General features: G+C 46.6%; 4 protein-coding genes and 1 tRNA gene. All 5 read right to left on the reverse strand.

All coding sequences use genetic code 11. The features are described 5' to 3' along the window. Positions 1-510 precede the first annotated feature (510 nt). The 5 genes from B5J94_RS10670 to B5J94_RS10690 all read right to left on the reverse strand — a co-directional run bounded on the left by B5J94_RS10670 (position 511) and on the right by B5J94_RS10690 (position 5,630). Entirely contained in the window at positions 511-1,458 is a 948-nt protein-coding gene (locus tag B5J94_RS10670) for a ribose-phosphate pyrophosphokinase (protein WP_062500889.1), read from the reverse strand. Positions 1,459-1,621: 163 nt separating this feature from the next. Continuing rightward, positions 1,622-1,697, reverse strand: a tRNA-Gln gene (locus B5J94_RS10675). Between the two features lie 221 nt (positions 1,698-1,918). Next, complete coding sequence (ispE, locus tag B5J94_RS10680; RefSeq protein WP_062500888.1) at positions 1,919-2,788, reverse strand: 4-(cytidine 5'-diphospho)-2-C-methyl-D-erythritol kinase; 870 nt, start codon at positions 2,786-2,788, stop codon at positions 1,919-1,921. 4 nt (positions 2,789-2,792) lie between these two features. Beyond that, a complete protein-coding gene (gene lolB, locus B5J94_RS10685) occupies positions 2,793-3,368 on the reverse strand; it encodes a lipoprotein insertase outer membrane protein LolB (RefSeq protein WP_062500886.1) in 576 nt (191 codons plus the stop codon). Between the two features lie 252 nt (positions 3,369-3,620). Further along, positions 3,621-5,630 carry a tetratricopeptide repeat protein gene (locus tag B5J94_RS10690; RefSeq protein WP_079364131.1) on the reverse strand — a complete coding sequence of 670 codons (2,010 nt, stop codon included), beginning with the start codon at positions 5,628-5,630 and terminating at the stop codon, positions 3,621-3,623. Positions 5,631-5,666: the final 36 nt, after the last annotated feature.

Here is a 5,666-nt window from a genome sequence, read left to right on the forward strand (position 1 = left end):
TTGAGGTTTTTAAAAATCCACAAAAATCGGGGTTTGGAAAGAAGTCTATTATGAAAAACAATCCAACCACTTAATTTTAAAAATTAAGTTAAAATCTTAAAAATTTACCCGATTACGTGGTCGGGTAGCCATTTTTATGCAAAAATTGATGAAAGTGTTGGATTTTCATTTCTTTATAAAAATGTTATCAATGGCAGGCACGCCCTACGGAAACCGTGGCACTTTTTCATTTTGTAGAGTGTATATTCCATAATAGCCCATTTGATGACAGGCTAACAGCTTTTTAAAAACGTGTGATTTTCCTATTTTTGAAAATACAAAAAGGGCAGGCTTGATGGATAAAGTCATCACGCCTGCCCATAAGGCTTTGATAGATGCCCCATTCTCGACTTTATATCAGTGATTGATTCATCAAGGGAAAATTACAATTTGCCCCTACAACTCCAAAAATAGTTATTAAACAATCAACGAGTTGCCATTTTAAGTTGAGAATGAAGTCATTGATGTTAATTAATACTCAAACATCGCACTGATAGACTCTTCGTTGTTGATACGACGCAGGCTCTCAGCAATCATTGATGCGATGGTCACTTGACGGATTTTTGAGCAGGCTTTGGCTTCATCGGTCAAAGGAATGGTGTCAGTAACCACAATCTCATCTAGGGCGGAGTTTGTGATGTTGTCTAGTGCCTTGCCCGAGAGTACAGGGTGCGTGATGTAGCCGACCACACGTTTTGCCCCTTTGTCTTTTAGGGCTTGGGCGGCTTTGCACAGTGTGCCTGCGGTATCCACGATGTCATCGACGATGATGCAGTCACGCCCTGATACGTCGCCGATGATGTGCATGACTTCGGATTTATTGGCTTTGGCACGGCGTTTGTCGATGATGGCAAGGTCTACATCGCCCAGTGATTTGGCGACGGCTCTGGCTCGCACCACGCCACCGACATCGGGGGAGACCACCATGATGTTCTCATAATTTTTTTGTTTTAGGTCGCTAAGTAGTACAGGCGTGGCGTATAGGTTGTCCACGGGTACGTCAAAGAAGCCTTGGATTTGGTCAGCGTGCAAATCCACCACCATCACACGGTCAATGCCAGCGATGGATAGCATGTCCGCCACCACACGAGCCGAGATAGGCACACGAGCCGAACGGGGGCGGCGGTCTTGGCGGGCATAGCCAAAATAAGGAATAACGGCAGTGATACGTCCTGCACTAGAACGGCGAAGAGCGTCCGCCAGTAGCACCACTTCCATCAGATGGTCGTTGGTCGGGGCACAGGTCGGTTGGAGAATAAAAACATCTTTACCGCGTACATTCTCTTTAATCTCAACGGCAATCTCGCCATCAGAGAAGCGGGTAATGTCAGACTTACTTAGGGGAATGTGAAGATGGTTGGCGACGGTTTGGGCAAGTTCAGGATTGGCACTTCCTGAAAAGACGGCCATATATGACATGAAAAAATCCTATGGTTGGGACAGTGGGGTTAGCAAGATTATTTTACCATTTTTTGCCATCATTGCAAAGACTCAAGCGTGGTAAAATGCCACTGCATAAACAACAAACGTAAAAAAACCAGTCTTTCAACTGGCTTCTTTACTCTTCTCAACCAAAAGAAGATGGCAGAGGCGGCTGGACTCGAACCAACGGATGTCAGGATCAAAACCTGATGCCTTACCAACTTGGCGACGCCCCTATAAAGTGTGATAAATTTTTTAAAAATTTACAAAAAATGGCAGAGGCGGCTGGACTCGAACCAACGGATGTCAGGATTAAAACCTGATGCCTTACCAACTTGGCGACGCCCCTATATAGGCGGACAATTATACCGAAAAATTAAAATTATGCAAGGGCTAATTTTTAAAATTTTAAAATAAATTGCTAAGTATTTGAAATTTATAAATTTAAAATGCCCATTTAGTAAAGTCCCCGAGCAAAGAGTGCAGGGCAGGGGGCGTTGTCTATCAAGCGGTTGATGGCGGTGTCATTGAGTTCATAAGGAATGGGCAAAAACACCGCTGAGCCTGTGCCACTCATGCGTGTTTTGCTACCAAACTGATGTTCTAGGTTGCTCAGATAACCAAAGGCATGGGCAACTTTGGCAGAGCGTGCCAGTACCAGCGGGGTAAAGACGTTGGTAAACAGGGCATTATCGCCAAAGAAGTTGGCACCCGATAGGGCGTGATGGCTGTACACAGGGCAGTCCCGTTTGAGCTCATCACAACCAAACAGTGTGGCGGTGCTGATGTGTTCATCAGGCAATAGCACCAGATAGCCACAGTCGGGTAAGTCAATGGCGGTCAGTATCTCGCCAATGCCTGTGGCGATGGCGGAGGTTTTGTGAAAATGGGCAAAGATAAAAAACGGCACATCTGCCCCAAGGCTCGCCCCAATCTTGATAAGCTCATCGGCAGAGAGCCGAAGTCCCCACAGCTCGTTGATGGCGATGAGCGTGGTCGCACAGTTAGACGAGCCCCCACCCAGTCCTGCCCCTGTGGGGATGTGCTTTTCTAGGATGATTTGGACGGATGAGGCATAAGCAGGATAGCGTTTGGCTAGGGTCTCGACCGCCTTGACGATAAGGTTGTCATTGATGTCGTCGGTCAGCTCATCTGCCCCTATCAAGGTCACAAGCTTTTGGCTCGTGGACGTGCGAAAAGAGAGTGTGTCGCCAAAATCGATGGCGGTAAAAACGCTTTGCAGATGATGATAACCGTTGTTCGCCCTGCCAGTGATGTGCAAAAACAAGTTTAGTTTGGCAGGCGAGAATAAAGTAAGCTGGCTCATGATATCAATTCGGATAAACAATGGTCATCACCACACGGTGTCCGTCGGTGTGATTGATGACAAGACGGCTGGGGCGTGGGCTGTTTTTGGGGTATTCAAAACTGGCTGTCCAGTCATCATTGGTGCTTTGGGTGAGTCTGCCTTGTTCGTCCTGCTGACTGTCGGTGTCGCCTTGGGCGGTTTTGCCGACAATCCAGTGGGGCAGATGACTGATGGGGGCGTGCCAGCCTGTGGCTTTTTGGAGCAGTGCTTCGGGGCTGTCTGCCTGTATCTCGCCTTTGTCGTTGGTGAGTGTGGCTTGCTGTCCGTCATAGCGGATTTGGGTCGCCCCCATGCCAAACGCCCCTGTTAGGTCAATGGCAAAGCGTTCATCTTCTTGTCCCCAGTTATAAAAAGCACTGCCTGCCTGTTTGCCGTTGGCGGTGTTTGTGGTGATGCCGATTTTACCGGTGATGGCAAAGCGTAGGACATCATCATAAGTCTGCTCGTTGATGACAGGGGCGGTCTTGGGTAGGGTTTGGCAAGCGGTAAGCGAGCCTGTGGCGACTAGGGCAAGAATAAGGGGGTGGGTAAATTTCATGGGTGTCCTGATGATTAAATGGTAAATAATGATGAGTAAGGAATTAATGAAGAATGATGGTTAAAAAGATTTTTTAAAGTTGTTTAACAGTTGTTTAAAAGTTAATTTAAATAAGACATTGCCAAATAAAAATACATATTAAAATTTGGATGTGTGGGGTGAATTATTTGTCCAAAAATTAATTTTACATGGAGCAAATTGCAAGTTGCCCTTACAAATCAATTAACAATCTCAAAAATCATTTCCCAAACTCTAATACTCCTGCATTTCCTGCCCTGTGCGATTTTGTCCAAAGGCAAATCGGTTTTGTAGGTCAGCGAGCAGGTGATTGACCTTGTCAGATTCACCAAGCCCTTGATAGGCACGCAGCAGGGTAATGCCTGCATTTAGATTGGGGGCGACTTCATAAGGCACTTCCAAATAGTCTAGCACCGTCTGATAATTGCCCTGTGATAGAGCGTGATTGCCAAGTACAATAAGTGCTTCAAGCTGTAACTGTGGGTCATAATTGGGGTCATCTGATTTGATTTGGGTAATATCCAATGCTTCATCAAGTGCTAAGAGGTCATTTGGGTTTTGGCTTAGGCGAAGTTTGATGTCAGCCAAGCGATATGCAGGGTTCATGCGGTCAAGCTCCAAGAGCTTATCGATGGCAAAGCGTTTGTCATCATCGCTAAGCTCATTTTGCAAAAGCTGAAAATTGGCAAAGAGCAGGCGGTCATCATCGGGATATTCACGATTGGCGACGGTGAGTAGGTTTTGGGCTTCGGTCTTTTTGTCTTGACGCAATAAAATCTCAGCATGGAGCAAATAGCTGTCAATGGCATAAATCTCAAAGTCATCACGCAGTCGCACCAAAGTGGCAATCGCTTTGTCCACGTCATCTTTGGCAAGATAATAGCCGACCACTTTGGTGCGAGCGTCTAGCACATGCTCGTAGTCTTTGACTTTTTCATAATGTTCTTTGGCAAGGCTAAGATTGTCCGAACGTTCATAACTGATAGCAAGGTAGTAATTGGCACGGCTATTAAAAGCGGGAATGTCAAGCAAAGAGGTTAAAATTGTGCGAGCGTTCTCGTATTTGCCAATGTCTAGACCAACCAAGGCAGTCAGTAGGGCGACATCAGGGTCTTTGGTTTGGCGGTTTGCCACTTGCAATAAATCCCACGCTTGTCCAAGCTGACCCATGTCTATCTCATGACGAATCTCATATAAATGCAGTTCTTTGATGGTGGGTAATTGCTTAACTTTTTGGCGGATAAATGCCCACATGGCGGATTCTTGACCGCTTTCTTTTAAAATGTCTATTTTTAGGGTGATAAAAGCAAGATTGTCAGGTTCATCTTTTAGAGCTTTATTGACGTGAACCAAGGCAGGAGTATAGTCTTTTAGGCGTAGTAGCAGACCTGCTCTTAGTACCGACAGCGATGGATTGTCATCTTCCATATTTTGTAAGGCGGTAAAAAGCTGTCTTTGTTCATCGGGGTTTTGTGGAAAAATCCCTGTCAAAATCCCCGTCAAATCCGCCTTTTCATCATAATCCAAAATCATCGCCAACATGGTGTTTGCTTCATGGTAGTCGCCTGCTTTTAGGGCAAGATGGGCGGCATAGAACCATGCAGGGATGTGTTCAGGGTTTTGTCGTTGCCACGCCCGAGCAAAGGCAAGCGATTGTTTGGGGGTTTCGTACTCAATGGACAACGCCAACGCACGCTCAAAGACGGCTGTGGCATTGGCGGTAAAGCTCTCAGCTTTATAGATGGTCAAAGATTCACCAATCTGCCCCCTGTCCACGCCAAACTCAGCCGACAGCAGGGCGTATAAATCAGGATAGCCAAGCATGGGCGTGCTGTCATGGGTGTTTAGGGTGTCATCAAAGATGATGTCGGGGATGTCTGCGGTGTCGGCATTGGGTGGATAATTATCAGTGCCGTCATCGATGTACTCGCCATGCTCGCCCAGGTCAGGCTCGCCATGCTCATCGGGTGTAGATGGGGTGACAGGTACAAAGGCAGGCTCTGTCGTCTGTGGCGTGTCTTCATCGCTGTCTTGGGGCGGGATGTCGTTGCCAAGACTGCTGTCATCATCATAAAAGGGCAGTAGGATTTTTAGCAATGAGTCAAAAACCCCTGCCTGTGCCGTGGACATGGTTTTCTCGGCAAGGGGCAGAAGTGCCAACACGCACAGCACTAAAATGACGCGTTTTTTATAAGTGGGCTTAGTTCTCTGATGAGACCGCTCAATATTTGGCGTTGCACTCATGATAAAAATCGATGGATAATGAACCGACCCCCAAAT

The organism is Moraxella lacunata, assembly GCF_002027545.1.
GTDB lineage: Bacteria > Pseudomonadota > Gammaproteobacteria > Pseudomonadales > Moraxellaceae > Moraxella > Moraxella lacunata.